Origin of the sequence: Parasphingorhabdus litoris DSM 22379 (assembly GCF_020906275.1) — a bacterium.
In the GTDB taxonomy this organism is placed as follows: Bacteria; Pseudomonadota; Alphaproteobacteria; order Sphingomonadales; family Sphingomonadaceae; genus Parasphingorhabdus; species Parasphingorhabdus litoris.
Window position 1 is genome coordinate 1,616,593 of the sequence record NZ_CP086727.1, and the last position, 14,717, is coordinate 1,631,309.

At 50.7% G+C, this 14,717-nt stretch carries 19 protein-coding genes; 8 read left to right on the forward strand and 11 right to left on the reverse strand.

Features of this window, described 5'->3' with window-relative positions; translation table 11 throughout:
* Positions 1-6: 6 nt before the first annotated feature.
* Genes flgK through flgB form a run of 10 tightly spaced genes read right to left on the reverse strand, consistent with a single transcriptional unit; the run spans position 7 to position 7,235 of the window.
* Positions 7-1,335, reverse strand: coding sequence for a flagellar hook-associated protein FlgK (gene flgK / locus BS29_RS07810; protein ID WP_229956628.1), 1,329 nt, complete (start codon positions 1,333-1,335; stop codon positions 7-9).
* Entirely contained in the window at positions 1,332-1,610 is a 279-nt protein-coding gene (locus tag BS29_RS07815) for a rod-binding protein (RefSeq protein ID WP_229956629.1), read from the reverse strand. The genes flgK and BS29_RS07815 overlap by 4 nt, the downstream gene beginning before the upstream one ends.
* Positions 1,607-2,737, reverse strand: coding sequence for a flagellar basal body P-ring protein FlgI (locus BS29_RS07820; protein WP_229956630.1), 1,131 nt, complete (start codon positions 2,735-2,737; stop codon positions 1,607-1,609). Before BS29_RS07820 ends, BS29_RS07815 begins: the two co-directional genes overlap by 4 nt.
* 8 nt (positions 2,738-2,745) lie before the next feature.
* Entirely contained in the window at positions 2,746-3,420 is a 675-nt protein-coding gene (locus tag BS29_RS07825; protein WP_229956631.1) for a flagellar basal body L-ring protein FlgH, read from the reverse strand.
* Positions 3,417-4,205: a flagellar basal-body rod protein FlgG gene (flgG, locus tag BS29_RS07830; RefSeq protein ID WP_229956632.1), complete on the reverse strand. Its 789-nt coding sequence runs from the start codon at positions 4,203-4,205 to the stop codon at positions 3,417-3,419. The genes BS29_RS07825 and flgG overlap by 4 nt, the downstream gene beginning before the upstream one ends.
* A gap of 13 nt (positions 4,206-4,218) precedes the next feature.
* Positions 4,219-4,965, reverse strand: a complete 747-nt coding sequence (locus BS29_RS07835) for a flagellar basal body rod protein FlgF (protein ID WP_229956633.1) — start codon at positions 4,963-4,965, stop codon at positions 4,219-4,221.
* A 21-nt stretch (positions 4,966-4,986) separates the two neighbouring features.
* Positions 4,987-5,817: a flagellar hook-basal body complex protein gene (locus BS29_RS07840; RefSeq protein WP_229956634.1), complete on the reverse strand. Its 831-nt coding sequence runs from the start codon at positions 5,815-5,817 to the stop codon at positions 4,987-4,989.
* Between the two features lie 30 nt (positions 5,818-5,847).
* On the reverse strand, positions 5,848-6,486 hold the full coding sequence (locus BS29_RS07845) for a flagellar hook assembly protein FlgD (RefSeq protein WP_229956635.1): 639 nt from the start codon (positions 6,484-6,486) through the stop codon (positions 5,848-5,850).
* A complete protein-coding gene (flgC, locus tag BS29_RS07850) occupies positions 6,486-6,890 on the reverse strand; it encodes a flagellar basal body rod protein FlgC (RefSeq protein ID WP_229956636.1) in 405 nt (134 codons plus the stop codon). Before flgC ends, BS29_RS07845 begins: the two co-directional genes overlap by 1 nt.
* On the reverse strand, positions 6,891-7,235 hold the full coding sequence (gene flgB, locus BS29_RS07855) for a flagellar basal body rod protein FlgB (RefSeq protein WP_229956637.1): 345 nt from the start codon (positions 7,233-7,235) through the stop codon (positions 6,891-6,893).
* A gap of 235 nt (positions 7,236-7,470) precedes the next feature.
* Here flgB and BS29_RS07860 point away from each other — a divergent pair, with 235 nt between their 5' ends.
* The 7 genes from BS29_RS07860 (at position 7,471) to BS29_RS07890 (ending at position 12,809) form a co-directional block, all read left to right on the forward strand.
* Positions 7,471-8,109, forward strand: coding sequence for a MotA/TolQ/ExbB proton channel family protein (locus BS29_RS07860; RefSeq protein ID WP_229956638.1), 639 nt, complete (start codon positions 7,471-7,473; stop codon positions 8,107-8,109).
* A 41-nt stretch (positions 8,110-8,150) separates the two neighbouring features.
* Entirely contained in the window at positions 8,151-8,552 is a 402-nt protein-coding gene (locus BS29_RS07865) for an OmpA family protein (protein ID WP_229956639.1), read from the forward strand.
* A 31-nt stretch (positions 8,553-8,583) separates the two neighbouring features.
* Complete coding sequence (locus tag BS29_RS07870; protein WP_229956640.1) at positions 8,584-9,138, forward strand: flagella basal body P-ring formation protein FlgA; 555 nt, start codon at positions 8,584-8,586, stop codon at positions 9,136-9,138.
* A 55-nt stretch (positions 9,139-9,193) separates the two neighbouring features.
* Positions 9,194-9,481: a hypothetical protein gene (locus BS29_RS07875; RefSeq protein ID WP_229956641.1), complete on the forward strand. Its 288-nt coding sequence runs from the start codon at positions 9,194-9,196 to the stop codon at positions 9,479-9,481.
* Between the two features lie 2 nt (positions 9,482-9,483).
* Entirely contained in the window at positions 9,484-9,786 is a 303-nt protein-coding gene (locus BS29_RS07880; RefSeq protein WP_229956642.1) for a hypothetical protein, read from the forward strand.
* Between the two features lie 144 nt (positions 9,787-9,930).
* Positions 9,931-12,081: a flagellar biosynthesis protein FlhA gene (gene flhA, locus BS29_RS07885; RefSeq protein WP_229956826.1), complete on the forward strand. Its 2,151-nt coding sequence runs from the start codon at positions 9,931-9,933 to the stop codon at positions 12,079-12,081.
* On the forward strand, positions 12,078-12,809 hold the full coding sequence (locus BS29_RS07890; protein WP_229956643.1) for a sigma-70 family RNA polymerase sigma factor: 732 nt from the start codon (positions 12,078-12,080) through the stop codon (positions 12,807-12,809). The genes flhA and BS29_RS07890 overlap by 4 nt, the downstream gene beginning before the upstream one ends.
* Before the next feature lie 138 nt (positions 12,810-12,947).
* Here the strand turns inward: BS29_RS07890 and BS29_RS07895 are convergent, their stop codons facing one another.
* Entirely contained in the window at positions 12,948-13,763 is an 816-nt protein-coding gene (locus BS29_RS07895) for a flagellin N-terminal helical domain-containing protein (protein WP_229956644.1), read from the reverse strand.
* A gap of 617 nt (positions 13,764-14,380) precedes the next feature.
* Between BS29_RS07895 and fliE the strand changes: the two genes are divergently transcribed.
* Positions 14,381-14,716: a flagellar hook-basal body complex protein FliE gene (gene fliE / locus BS29_RS07900; RefSeq protein ID WP_229956645.1), complete on the forward strand. Its 336-nt coding sequence runs from the start codon at positions 14,381-14,383 to the stop codon at positions 14,714-14,716.
* Position 14,717: the final 1 nt, after the last annotated feature.

Here is a 14,717-nt window from a genome sequence, read left to right on the forward strand (position 1 = left end):
TCCAATTTAGAACAAGGCGAGAATATTTTGCATGTTTTCGCGTGCGACCTGAATGACACGAGCGGATGCATTATAGGCTTCTTGAAAACGCAATAGATCAGCCGCTTCTCTATCGAGGTTGACAGAGGACAAGTTGTCGCGTGCCTCGCGAGCAGCTTCATATTGCGCCTTGGTCGCCGCATTTTCGCTCTCAGCCGCTGCCGTGACAATGGCTTGTGCTCCGACGATATTCGTCCAGACTTGCTCAATACCATTTGCGCCGCGCAGAGAGGAAAAATTCGTGATATTGCCATTCGCCGCTCCTGGCGTGGCTAATGCGAGATCTGCCGGATCACGAGTTGCCATCGCTAATGCTGCAGCACCGCCTGCGGCATTCAGGATAGGTTGGCCAGGCGTTCCCGCGTTGGTCTGACCAGCCGCCTGCCAAGCGTTGATGTCGGTTGCAAACTGATTGGCTAAACTGTCGAGTTCCGCTCGCCTCTGAACGGTGGTTGCTGCGCTGGATATCAGTGCTGAAACTGAACCACGCGATGGAGGTGCCACTGAATTGCCGTTGACGCTCAGACTGATTGTAACATTGGCTGCGGTCACCACCGATACACTGTTTGTCTGTCCGATATCGACCAATGACTGTCCATCATAGGTGATATTTGCGATACCTTTATCCGCAAAGCTGATTGTTACGTCCATACGTTCGCTCAGCACAGCCAATGCAACATCGCGTTGGTCAAGCAATGCCGCCTGTTTTGACGATCCATCGGCCGCCGACCGGAGCGCCAGATTGGTCTTTGCCAGATTTTCCAAGGCTTCGTTAAACTCGATCACTTCTTGCTCGGCCGCAGCGCTGATCTGATCGGACCGATCAGCCAAATCATTTGCAGTACGATTGATGGCTGTAACAGCAGCTTCGATGTCGCTGATGAATTGATTGCGCAGTACGTTACTAAACGGTGCGCTGGAAAGTTCTTCCGCAAGGGCAAACATAGTTTTCAGCTTTGTACCAATACCATGCGCCGTATCACCCAATGCGGTTTCGACATTCTGCATCCAACGTGATCGCGTTTCGGCTCCATATAAAGCCGCGCCGGTTAGCCTGACATTGGCTTCTAGAAATGGGTCGGCGGCCCTCATTATTCCTGCCGTTTCAACACCACCAAAGCCAGTCTGCTGGAGCAAGTAGGGGTTGATTTCTGCCGAGCCTGATAGCTCTCTCAACCGAAGATTGCGGCGAACATAGTTGGGGTTCTCAGCATTGCTGATGTTGAGTGAAATAGTTGACAGGGCGCGTTGATAGGCACGGATTCCGGAAGATCCAATTGAGTACATGTCCGTCATATTTTATCCTTCCATTGTGCAACAAGAATGTCTGCTATCCCGAACCCTTTTTGCTCAGCGATGTGATCGGCAACCTCGTCATCCATCATCGTGCGAAATTGATCGGTCGCGCTATTGCCCAAGAGATCATCACCCAGACTGGCAGATCGCATCGCACCAATCATGTTGCGCACAAAAATCGCTTCAAATGCTTGCGCGGCCTGCTGCAATTTCTCTTGATCTGTCGATGCTTCAAACCGAGCAATATTGGATGTGGGGGAGATGACTGGTGTCATTGGATGAGTAACTCCGCTTTCATCGCGCCGGCTTGCTTGAGTGCCTCAAGGATGGCGACCAAATCACCGGGCGTTGCGCCAATGGCATTAATGGTTTCAACAATCTCCGCGAGGGAAGCACCGCGATCAAATGCGAACATGGGTGCGTCTTTCTCTTCGATTTGAATCTCGCTATCGGGTTCCACTGCTGTTTGGCCGCGGCTGAACGGGGCGGGTTGAACGACCAATGGACGTTCCTTGATTTTCACCGTCAGTTTGCCATGGCTTACCGCAGCGGGTGTAATTCGGACCATCTCGTTTATTACCACGGTGCCGGTGCGCGCATTGACGACAACACGTGCTGCGCTCTTGGCCGGACTGACTTCAATATTCTCGATCAGTCCCATTTGCATGATGCGCTGTGCTGCACCCGGTTCGGAAACAATCTGAATGGAAACCGCATCTATCGCTTTGGCGGTTGCACCAGCGGTTTGACGGTTTATCGCGTCTGCAACGCGAAGCGCGGTTGTAAGGTCAGGCTCCGCCAGGTTGAATGTTAGATAGGGAGAATCTGCAAAACCGGATGTTACACTGCGCTCAACCGTAGCCCCGCCGGGTATCCGTCCCGCACTGGGTGTATTTACCAAGGTTCGAGAACCATCATTCGCATCAACGCCCAATCCACCCACGGCCAGATTGCCTTGGGCCATCGCATAAATTTGTCCATCGGCACCGAGCAAGGGCATCAGAATGAGCGTGCCGCCACGAAGAGATTTGGCTTTGCCCAATGCCGACACCGTAATGTCCAATCTTTGCCCCGGCTTCGCAAAAGGGGGCAGCTCTGCTGTTACGATTACTGCTGCAGCATTTTTCAGCGAGGGATTTATTGCAGGCGGCAATGTCAGCCCAAATCGCGATACCGTTCCTTTGATGCCCTGAGTGGCATATTCCAGACTGTCATCACCTGTACCAGCCAGCCCAACCACTATTCCATAACCGGTCAACTGGTTTGTTCGCAGCCCTTCAAAGCTGCCAATATCTTTGATCCGTGTTGCGTCTGCCGGAACACTCCAAAGCGTGGCAGCAACAACTAACAGACCAAAAATGAATCTGGCTTGCCAAAAACACAGGAAGAATCTCAAGTTCATATCCCGACCTAGAAGGGAGAGATTGCAGAAAAGAATTTCTGCAACCATCCCTGCTTACTGGCACGAGCAATTTCACCCGAACCGGAATAAGAGATCCTGGCATCCGCGACACGGGAAGATAGGACGCGGTTGTCTGTACCGATATCAGCTACCCGAACGATCCCGGTCATTTGAATATATTCCTCACCGCGGTTCAAGTTTAACAATTTTTCGCCTTTCACTTTCATCGTGCCGTTGGAGTAGATTTCCGAGATCGTGACACTGATTTCGCCGAATAGGCTGTTCGCTTGTGCCGCGCGCCCGGATCCTGAAAACGACTGATCGCCGCCAATATTTATGTCACTCGATTCGAAAATTGACAGTGGGCCCGTAGTCGGCGGTGTCAGACCAAATTCACCGCTTCTGTTAGTGGCCGCACTGTTACTTTTGACTGCTGAAGTTCGCTCCACGAGTTGAATGGTCAAGACATCGCCAATCCGAGAAGCGCGTGCGCCACTGGTCAATGCAGCATAGCCGTTAGTGGCCTGAAATATAGCGCCATCGTCTGATAATGGAGGCATCGTCGCAGGCGCTATTGTTGGTGAAAATCCCGGACGCGGGCCCTCATCCTTTACACTAAAACAAGCGGATAGAGACAATGTGCAAACGGCAACGATCGATATTCTCAGTAAGGAATGGGTCATAGTTGCTGGTTCACAAATTGCAGCATTTCATCCGTGGCAGAGATCATTTTGCTGTTCACTTCATAGGCGCGCTGTGTCTCAATCATGTCGACCAGCTCCTCTACAATGTTGACATTGGATTGCTCGAGAAATCCGGCACGCAGACGACCGCGACCCTCTTCGCTCGCTGGGCCCGCCTGGGGCTCGCCGCTTGCTTCACTCTCGACCAATAGATTATCTCCAATCGGTTTGAGACCAGCCGGGTTGATGAATGTTGCCGTTTCTATCTGTCCCAGTTCAGTAATTTCCGCAGCGCCCGCCAAAGCGGCAGAAACCGTTCCGTCGCTGCCGATGGTAAGGCCGGTAGCTCCTTCCGGTATCTGGATTTCCGGGACAAGGGGCAGGCCGCCTGCTGTAACGACAATTCCTTCGAAGGTACGGCTGAAGTTGCCTGCTCTGGTGTAGCCGATTTCTCCGTCGGGCATTTCCACCTGAAAATAACCGGGCCCTTCAATAGCTATATCGAGACTGTTACCGGTTGTTTGCAACGTGCCTTGTGTCTCGATCCGCGCTGTTCCCTGAACCGCGACGCCAGTGCCAAGCGACAATCCAATCGCGTATCGGTTCTGGGCATCTACCGGAGCGCCGGGTGTTATGTTGTGTTGATAGACCAATGTTTCAAAACTCGCGCGTTGCCGCTTGAAACCGTTAGTGTTTACGTTGGCCAGATTGTTGGCAATCACTCGCATCTTTAGATTTTGAGCGTCCAATCCAGTGCGTGCGACCTGCAAGGCTCCGTTACTCATATTCCATTCCTTTCTAGCTATTGGGCAATTGCATCAAGCTGGCGCCACTGCTGTCGATATCTTTGGCTGTGGAGAGAAATTTGACCTGGGTTTCCCATGCGCGACTTGCCTCGATCATATCGACCAGAGCAGCAGTCATGTTGACATTGGACCCTTCAAGTGCGCCAGCTGTCAGACGAGCATCGACATCAATGGGCAGAACACCGTCATCCCGCACACGAAACAGATTATCATGGCCTTTGATAATATCGCTGCTCGTAAAAGAAACCAGAGCGAGACGATCAATCTGCTGCATCTCTCCATCAACATCACCCTGCGGTAAGATCCATACACCGCCATCCTTGGCTATGCTGATCTTGTCAGATGGGGGGATGATGAGAGGACCGGCTTCTCCCAACACGGGGTCACCGGCACCGGTTGTTACCAATCCGGTTTCGCTCAGCTGTAGATCGCCGCGTCTTGAGTAAGCAGGTTCTCCATCATCGCCCAGAACCGACAACATGGCATCGCCATCCAGCGCTACATCCAGTGAGCGGTCAGTTTTCTTGACCGATGCAGCGGTAAGATCAGTTGCGAATACGCGTTCATAGGCAATCGCTCGACTGTCGAATTCCGCACTCGAAAGGTGCCTGGCTTTTGCATTGACAATCTCGGCCCGAAAACCGGTCGTATCTGCATTGGCCATGTTATTCGCAATCGCGGTCTGCCGTGCCATAATGCCTTGCATCGTGGTCAGGCTACTATGGATCATCTTGTCCATTTTCATACTCTCCGGTGACTATCAAACCTGAAGATTAATGATGGTTTGGGTCAGTGTATTTGCTGTTTCAATGGCCTGGGCATTGGCCTGAAAATTGCGCTGCGCTCCGATGAGGGAAACCAGCTCTTCAGTAAGATCGACATTCGCTCGTTCGAGCAGACCGGATCGAACTTCGCCAATCGAACCTTGACCGGCACCATTGAGCTGCGGATCGCCGCTCTCACCGGTGGCTTGCCAATGGGCATCGCCTATCGGACGCAGACCTTCTGAATTGGCGAAAGAAGACATCGCCAATGATCCCAAGTTTAACGTGTTGCCATTGGCAAAAGTTGCCGTGACCAACCCGTCTTTTGCGATGGTAATATTGGCAAGCACAGCGGTCGGATCTGCGGGATCGACATCCGGAATCTCGAAATCGAACATGCTGCCTATGGCTGTTGAAGTAACGTTGCCATTGGCATCGACGGGCAAAAGTTGAACTTTGTTACCCAGGGTATCGATAACTTCTCTGTCTGAATTAGTTCCAAAAACACCGTTGCGAGTGAAGCTAGTTTCAGAACGAGGAGGGGCACCGCGAACAACGAAGAATCCTTCGCCTGCAATGGCGATGTCCAACGTCCTGCCCGTGGATTCCAACGTACCTTGAGAGAATTGCTGGGTGATTCCGTTCAGTCTTACACCTTGTCCAGCTACCGTTTTTGTGGACTGAGTCGGGGCGGCCGCAAAAAGGTCGCCAAAGACAGCACGGCTCCTTTTAAACCCAACAGACCCGGCATTGGAAACGTTGTTGGAAATGGTAGACAAGTCGGTCTGAGAGGCTTTGAGGCCAGATAGTGAAGTGTAGAAAGACATGATCTTTTCTCCTCGATTTGATGATGGGAACTAGCGGAGGCGCATTGCATCAGAGAGCCAATATTCTCCGTTGGTTGTTATCAGGCGCGCATTGGCCCCATCTGTGGGGGACTGCACAGCCTCGACTTTCGCCCAGGATGAAAGCCCGACAATAACCCCGCCATTCACTCTGACTTTAAGAGGGCCGTGGTCTAGAGGTTTGCCATTGCCGTCCAGCGCATCCCATTCGAAAACAATCGGCCCGGCTTCTTGCTCACCCAATTCTATTGCCTGAACGATCTCCCCGCGATCATTCAGAAAATCGATAGATAGGTCTTTGGTAGGAGCGGTCAGATAAAATTCACCGGCATATTGGCCTGTTTCATTCGGTACCGCTTTATTTCCGGGGACAAGCACATTTCTGCCCAGCCAGCTTGATGCATCGCCAATACGATTATTTTCATTCAGTTTTCTAAGCGACCCATTCATTTCTTCAATGCCGGCAACGGTCGAAAATTGTGCCATTTGTGCAACCATATCGTTACTATCCAATGGTTTAAAAGGGTCCTGCATCTTCAATTGAGCCGTCATCAGGCGCAAAAAATCGGCCTGATTGAGACTGCTTGCGGGAAGCGGATTGCTTCGCGCGGTGGTAGTATTGAGGGGGGAAGTTTCAGCAATCGTGGTCATTATTTACCCATCCTTATCGTTTCCAAAATTAGTGACTTTGCTGTTTGCAGCACCTGCACATTGTTCTGATATTGTCGGGCTGCTTCGATCATCTCGATCATTTCGGTGGCTTCATCGACGCCCGCTTCCCAAACAAATCCATCAGGATCCGCCATCGGATTATTTGGATCATGTCGTTTCTTCGGCTGTGTGTCGGACTGCACGATCCGTTCAACATCGACCGTGGCAAAATCCGAACTTTCAACATGGGTTCGAAAAACAGGTTTTAGCGCGCGGAAAGCCTCGTTTTCGGTACGCGCAACCGAACGGGCATTGGCCATATTCGATGCCGTCGTATTCAATCGCGTCAGTTGCGCGGCCATGGCCCGTCCGGAAACGTCAAAGATGTTAATTGGATTGGTCATTTATTCACCTTTCATCGCGCGGCGCAGCGTGCCAAGGCGACCATCGAGAAAGGATAGGGTGGTGCGATATTGCACCGCATTTTCGGCAAAGAGCGTTTGTTCCGTAGAGAGCTCAACTGTGTTGCCATCCATCGCGGCTTGTAATGGCACGCGATAACCGGTGTGACTTTTCACGCTGTCATTTTGCGCTGCTCCATCGGCAATTGATGCGATAGCTTTATCAAAGTCCAGGTCGCGTGCTTTGAAATGCGGTGTCGCCGCGTTGGCGATATTGGATGCCAGCATGTTGAGGCGTTGTGATCGCAGCGCCAGTGCATCACCGTAGATACCGAATATCTTGTCCATAGCCGGAACTGATGCTCCTTCTTGTCACAGTTAAACGCGCATCCATGCCATCCGTTTTGAAAGGCAGAGAGCTTGTTTCAGTCCATCAGCAAAGCGTGTGCCAAAATCCCAATGTCCAGCAATTCTGCCCCATTCCCGATAGGAACACTTGAAAGCGTCAAAAAACCGCGACGAGTTTTTGTCACCTGCCGCCATTTTTTTGTCGTTTTGAAAAATGATAGCGTGGGGGAACAAAATGCAGCCAATCGTTGAGCTATTTGATCCACTGGCATTTGGTCTGGTCTGGTTCGGATCGATTGCCGTCGTTGGGCTGCAAGAGGGGCGGGCCAGTTTGCTGCAAGGCTTTTTCGTGTGGCAAATATTGTTTCGCGCAAATCCGACACGGGATGCACAATCGTCACGGCAAGCACTTACAAGAATAAAGGCAGTGACCGATGCGAAAGGCCTGCAGTGTATCGACCATGTTGGATCGAAGAACCCTTTTGTGGCCCGTGCATCAGCCTATTTTGCAAGTGACCAGAATACCGATCGATTTGCGTCATGGGCGAACACCCATCTTCAGGAACGCGAGGTGCTTCAAACGGACGTTGTCCGATTTTGGACCGCTGTCGCAGATGTCGCGCCTGCTATAGGAATGATTGGGACCATAATAGGGCTAGTCCGTCTTTTTGCGGATATCGATAATGCTGCCAATCTGGGTTCTGCAATGGCATTGGCGTTGCTGACAACATTATACGGACTGCTTCTTTCGAATGTTGTTGCTGCACCGATATCGCATCGATTTCAACGTCTCTCCGCGGAAGAGTTGAAGTGGCAAAGAATGTTTGTTGATGAGCTGACCGCATTGGCAATGCGTTCCGAAAAATCAACATGAAGATGCAACGAGCCGATCGCTGGTCACTTGCCTTTGCTGACTTGAGTCTTTTGATGCTTGGATTGATAGTCCTTTCTTTCGTTCATCCGGCAAGCGTGGCGGAAGTTTCCAAAACCGATGTGCCATCGAGGGCGTTTGAATGGACAACGGCGTCTTTGTTTGAGTCAAATGAAGCAATGCTTACTTCAGCCGGGAAAGAGAAAGTCTCGCTTGTGATCGCCTCTCTCAGTGAACGTCCCAAAGAGGTGACATTGTCAATCACCGGAAATTCTGAATCTTCGGCAAGACTAGACGAATGGGAACTGTCTTCGGCCCGCATGGCGTCTTTTGCCAGATCATTGAAAGCAAATGGTTTGGAGGGATCAGCTATAGTTTTTGGCGAACAACGCCGCTTGAATAACGAGTCACCTCAGCAATTGATTGTCTCGGTCCGTTACCACTGAACTGACCTTTGGGCATTAGATGGCATGGGGTTTGCTTCTTCAAAATGGAAGAAATGGAGAAGAAACTATGCGATTGATGAATCAAGCCTGTCTGATTGGGGCAATCTGTCTTGCCAGTGCAAACGTGCCAATATGTGCCAAAGCGACCGAGTCTATCCCGGCATTAGAAAAGCGGTTGGCAGATTTTCTGAGTAAGGAGAAGGGTGAGATTGGTGGTGCGCAATATAATATCGATCAACGCCTCAGACTAAAAAAATGCACTGAGCCAGTCATTTTTAAGACACGACGCAAAGATCTCGTTGTAATAAACTGTGTCCCGCAAAATTGGCGCGTTCCTGTCACCCTCAAGAGACCATCGGCTAATCGGAAAACATCTTCAACCAAATCATTGATCATCAGGCGCGGACAACCGGTTATACTTGTTGTCGAGAAAAATGGGTTCATGATTTCACGTCAAATGCAGGCAGATCGGAATGGCGGCCTGGGTGATATCATCCCTGCACGTGCGGGGAGAAGGTCTTCACCGATATTGGTCAAGATAACAGGGCAGGGGCAGGTTTCATTGCCATCTCACAGCATCAATTAAATTTCAGGAACGGCGGCCCGTATTAAAGGGCGAGCATGCTAAACAGGAGATTGTCATGATAGACAGGATCAACGCTTCCCGCAGTTCGTCGGTAAATACTGGAAAAGTCAATGATACCCAGCCGATGACCAAGCCGGTCGAACAAAATCATTCCGAAGTTGATAACAAGGGTATCTCTCTAGCCAAGGCTGTTGAGCAAATGGTTCAGCAAGGGATGCCTGTTAATGTCGCACATATTCAGTTTGTCACCGAGGCAATTGCCAATGATCGATATCCGATCGATTCTATGATGATTGCTGAGAAGATTATTGCGTTTGATCGACCAGAAGCAGGCAGCTTCTGACCATGTTGTTGCTGAATCGTCTTGAGCAGGCTTTTAAAGAATTGAATGATGCACTGGATGGGCAAGACCCAGAACATATAATTGCGGCTGCTGCAGCCATCCGGCCCTTGGTGTCTGAGATAGAAGAGACCGGTGTTTGGACTGAGGATCCAGCGATGAAAAAGCGGCTTGTTGCGCTTATGCGATTGATCGACGCTGCTCGTTTTCGAGTCAATAAATTGACGAATTTGAACGAACGACGCGCCATAAATTTGGCACTTGCTTTGGGAGCTGGAACTTCACCGACATATGACAAATTGCTTTAACCAGCGAATTCAAACCACTTAGCGACACATCTGATCCCATGTAACTCGCTTGGCACGTGCTTTGCTGATCCCAAATCAAACAAATCTGGGATCATTCATGCGCCAAAGCCAAGCAACATCCATAGTTCACGGAACCGGATCGTGATGATGTTCCTGTCATCTCACCAACAGAAACTGGGCAATATTGCCAAAGCAGGAATCTTACCTGTAGCGACGTTATTGCTGGTGATATTCATGGTCCTGCCGGTGCCAGTCACAGTTCTTGATATCGGTTTCATAGCTAATATCACAATTGCGCTGGCTGTTCTGATGGTTGCATTGAATGTTGCCAAACCTCTCGATTTCTCAAGCTTTCCAACAGTGCTTCTATTCGCAACTTTATTGCGGCTTGCTCTAAACGTTGCATCGACGCGTGTTGTGCTCGTTGAAGGATATGCGGGGTCACATGCAGCCGGCCAGGTTATCGAGGCGTTTGGGAATTTTCTGATCGGTGGTGACTATGTGGTCGGTATCTTTGTTTTCACTATCTTGATGATCATCAATTTGGTGGTGATAACCAAAGGTGCGGGACGAGTGTCGGAAGTCACCGCACGCTTTACCCTTGATGCGTTGCCAGGCAAGCAAATGGCAATTGATGCGGATCTGAATGCCGGGCTGCTCTCACCAGAAGAAGCGAAGCAGAGGCGTCAGGAAGTTGCGACAGAATCTGATTTTTACGGATCGATGGACGGGGCATCGAAATTTGTGAAAGGCGACGCAGTCGCGGGTGTTTTGATCCTGATCATCAATATTATTGGCGGAATGATCTTGGGCGTATTCAGTCACGACATGGCTGTTAGCGATGCCGCTCAGACCTACGTGCTGCTGGCCGTTGGTGATGCGTTGGTCGCGCAAGTGCCGGCATTGCTTCTGTCGATTGCTGCAGCTGCGATTGTTACCAGAGTGGCATCACCGATGGATCTTCCCGGGCAAATTGGTAGTCAATTTGGAAACCCCAAAGCCTGGATTCCGGTGGCTGCGATACTGACGGTCGTGGGATTGTTGCCGGGTATGCCGCATCTCATCATTCTGCCCATTGCTGGGATTTCCGGATTTGTCGCGTGGCGCATGCTGAGCAAAGAGAAAAAACACGACGCGGAAGAACCGAGCTCGCAAACCCTCGAACAGAACAATCATATCGCCTGGAACGACGTCACCGATGGCGCGGTGCTGTCGATAGAGATTGGTTACGGTTTGGTGCCGCTGGTTGATGATCGTAAAGGTGCGCCCTTAATGCAGCGTCTAACCGGGATCAGACGTCAATTATCTCGTGAACTTGGCTTTGTCATTCCGTTGGTGCGAGTAAAGGATAATATGGCGCTTCCGCCTAATGCGTATCGGATTCAAATCAGCGGTGTGACTGTGGGTGAAGATCAAGCCTGGCCAGATGATCTGTTGGCGCTCGATAGCGGAGAGATCGATTCCGTTGTTGATGGCAAGGCTTGCAAAGACCCCACGTTTGGCCTGGAATCCTTTTGGATTTCTCCAGAGAAACGCAGTGAAGCGGTGGTTTCAGGCTATACCGTTGTTGATGCCTCAACCGTAATCGCGACCCATTTCAATCACCTCATTGGTCTCAATGCAGCTGAATTGTTCGGGATGGACGAAGCGCAGGGCTTGCTGGACAATTTGAAGGATATTGCTCCCCAACTGGTGGAGGGGCTTACGCCCAAACCACTTACACTTTTTCAGATCACAGCGATTTGCCGGTCTCTGCTGGGCGAGGGCGTGCCGCTGAAAGACTTTCGGAGGCTTAGTGAAGCTATGATTGAAGCTGCGGTCGATCAGGCATCTGATGAGAGTCCATCGCTCGATAATATTGTTGATGGCGTGCGAAAGCGGATCGGGTCGCTGATTATCCAATCGCTCGTTCCCATCAACATGCCCCTGCCAGTGATTACGCTCGATGCAGAGCTCGAAAATCTATTGGCACAGGCGATCGAAGCAGGCGGTGGTGCGTCTCGTCCGGTCGAGCCCGGGCTTGTTCAAAAGATTGTTTTGTCGGTCGAGGATGCCGCGCGACCAATCATGGCAGAGGCAAGACGTTTTGCAGTTGTCACTTCGCCGATCGCCCGCAGGACTTTGTTGAAAATTCTAAAGTCTAGTTTTCCAGCAACACCTGTTTTGTCTTTTGAAGAATTACCGGATGACAAAGCGATCGAGGTTGTCGCTGTCGTTGGCAATCATTCGCGAAAGCCTGCGTCCTCAAACAGTTTTGATCCCGCAACTGATCAACACAAAAAGGATCCCGCATGACATATCTTGATCCCAATTTTGCAGACTTGACCTATGGCCCCAGCGCGACGGCGGCCAGTCAGGAAAAACTGATTGAAAGCCACTTACCGCTTGTTCGCAAACTTGCTTGGCAGGTTCATTCACGTCTTTCGACAACTGTCGAAGTCGAAGATTTGCTGCAGATTGGAATGGTTGCGCTGGTCGAAGCAGCACAAAGCTTTGAAGATCGCGGCCTTGGTTTTACCAACTATGCGAAACTGCGAATTCGCGGTGCGATGATTGATCAATTGCGCAAGCAAAGCAGTATCAGCAGATCTGCCATGCAATTCCAAAAACAGCTGCGTGAAGTTCAAGAAGAGTTGGCGCAGAAACTGGGATATGCGCCCAGTCAATCTGAGCTGGCGGCGGCCATGGATATGGATCAGAAGAGTTTTCAAACTGCATTGCATAATTCAGAGTCGATAGACTTGCAGTCGATGGATGAAGTTTATTCCGATCACAATATCTGGTTCTCTGACTCATCGGAAAGAGCAGATGATCGTATTGAACGCCATCAAAAGCAGCAGAGGATTGCAGATGCCATAGATGCCTTGCCTGAACGGGATGGTTTGATCCTGCAGCTCTATTTTGTTGAGGAAATGAACCTGGAAGAAATCGGTCGTACGCTAGATATCGGCGCATCGCGTGTATGTCAGATCAAAAAGGCGGCGCTTGAAAAGCTCCACACAATGCTGGCTAAACCGCAATAGCGGATCGAAGCAGCGCTATCTGCCACTTTGATATTCAAGAACTGAATATTTTAGAGTCCAAGAAAGGTAGCCACCGACGCCCATAGTGGGGTTTGATAGGCGCCGGTGACCATAAGACCTGTTAAGCGGACCAGTGACTTAACGGATCAAACTCAGGACGCCCTGTTGTGTCTGATTGGCCTGCGCAAGCATGGCCGTTGATGCCTGGCTCAAAATCTGTGCCTTGGCGAGGGCAGTGGTCTCACCAGAAAAGTCAACATCTTCGATCCGTGACCGGGACTCAGTGATATTGGCCAAGCGGTCATTCAGGTTAGATACGGTCGCCTGCAACCGGTTTTGCGAAGCACCCAGCGATGCCTGCGCCGTGGTCACCGCAGTCATGGCGGTATCAAGTGCTGTCAGCGCCGCGCTCGCACCAGCAACCGTGGCGATATCGAGTGTGTCAACGGACAGGTTTGCTGCTGTAACGTTAGCAAGTGTGATGGTTACAGTTTCAGCCGCTTTTGTTCCAGTCTGGATATCCAAGGTGGCATTGGTGCCATCAAGCAGAGCAACATTGTTAAAAGTGGTGCGCGAAGCCACATCATCAATTTGTTCAATCAAGGCTGCGACCTCGACCTGTAGGTTGGCGCGGTCCGTATTGTCCAATGTGCCGTTGGCAGACTGGACAGATAATTCCCGCATCCGTTGCAACATGCTATTGATCTCGTTCATTCCGCCTTCCGCGGTTTGAGTCAGTGAGATGCCATCTTTGGCATTGCGGTTCGCCATGTTGAGGCCGCGGATTTCCGCTGTCATGCGAGTGGCCACCGCCAGTCCAGCGGCGTCATCGCTGGCGCTGTTGATGCGGCGACCAGTTGACAAACGTTCGATAGATTTGGCGAGACTCATCTCAGCGCTATTGGCGGCGTAGTTTGTGCGTAGAGCCGCAACATTGGTTCCGATAACTGTCATATATTTTTCCTTTCAAAAACGAACGGGTCGCCAATTGTTTCGATGAGTGGCGGCCTCATGCAGAAAGAACGGATCGCTTCGGATTAGGTTTAACGCAGGTTCCAGGCGACAGAAAAATACCGCTTTGTCAGTAGTTTGACGGTCTGGAGTCATGAAATTGACTGGGCACGCAATGTGCCCAAATAAGTATCTGAAAAATAGTGATAATTGGAAATCCTATAAAATGGCATAGCGATTGCAAAGTCATCTTCAGCCGCATTTCGAGTTTCAGTTGCGGCTTTTTGGACCAGATATTGGGGAAGATGATGACTGGAATTATGGTGAGTTTTGCAACGTTTGCGGACAGGATTTCAATTCAATCTTGCCTCCTTCGCTTGCAAAAATTCAGCGGTCTTGTCGAAAATCATGTGCACAAATTTTATTCCCACATGGGTGCATATATTTTTCACAAGGCAGAACCAAACCACCATCGCCATTGCATCTCTTATTCCGATAGGTGCTCGCCCGCACTGGTCCGGGTGAGCCATGGCCTGCCGCTGCATATTGCGTCCCTTTCACCAAAATGCCCCTTGGTGCGAGTGCAATATGCAGCGGATCTGGCGAAGGATGTTTGAGCTATGAAGATGATCGACACTGCCGGAGTCATGGCTATGCGCCAGGACATAATCTCGCAAAATGAAGTGTTGCGCAAAACGATCTTGCCCAATGCTGCCGATGGAACGGCTGCTGTTCAGAAAAATTTTGGCGATGCGATGAGCGCCGCCTTTCATCAGATCAGCGATCTGCAGCATGCCGCTGGTGACCTCACGCAGGATTACACCATGGGTAAGACGACCGATATCGCGGGCGTTATGATGGCGCGGCAAAAATCGTCATTGGGCTTCGAGCTTACACTTCAGGTCCGCAACAAGCTGCTCAAAGCCTATCAAGACATTATGAGCATGCCGGTGTGAT